Source organism: Vaccinium witches'-broom phytoplasma str. VAC, from assembly GCF_000309405.1.
GTDB lineage: Bacteria > Bacillota_I > Bacilli_A > Acholeplasmatales > Acholeplasmataceae > Phytoplasma.
In genome coordinates, this window is the sequence record NZ_AKIN01000267.1 from 1 (window position 1) to 378 (window position 378).

1 pseudogene is annotated in these 378 nt (G+C 26.7%); it reads left to right on the top strand.

The features are described from left to right. Positions 1–360, top strand: a pseudogene (locus RI68_RS03405) (DNA double-strand break repair protein Rad50); the annotation flags it as partial. Positions 361–378: the final 18 nt, after the last annotated feature.

Here is a 378-nt window from a genome sequence, read left to right on the forward strand (position 1 = left end):
AAGAAAATAGAAGAATATAGTGCACGTATGAAAAGTGATAATTTGAATAAAGAGTTTATGAATTCTCGTAATTTAATAAAAACCATCGAAAAAAACGAAACATCAATTATCAACGAATACACTAAAATCATCGAAGAATTAGAACTCAAAAGAGGACAAATAACCGACGAAATCAAAAATGAACAACCAAAAATATTACAACAAGAACAATTAGAAATAAAATTAGAACCCATCGATGAAGAAATAAACACAATCAAAGAAGAACTAAAACTTCAAAACCCTAACTACACAAGAGTCCAAAAAAGAATTAAACAAACTAATCAAAACAAAATCCCTGAATTAATATCTATCCCAGCGTAAAAAAAACTTTTTCTTTAA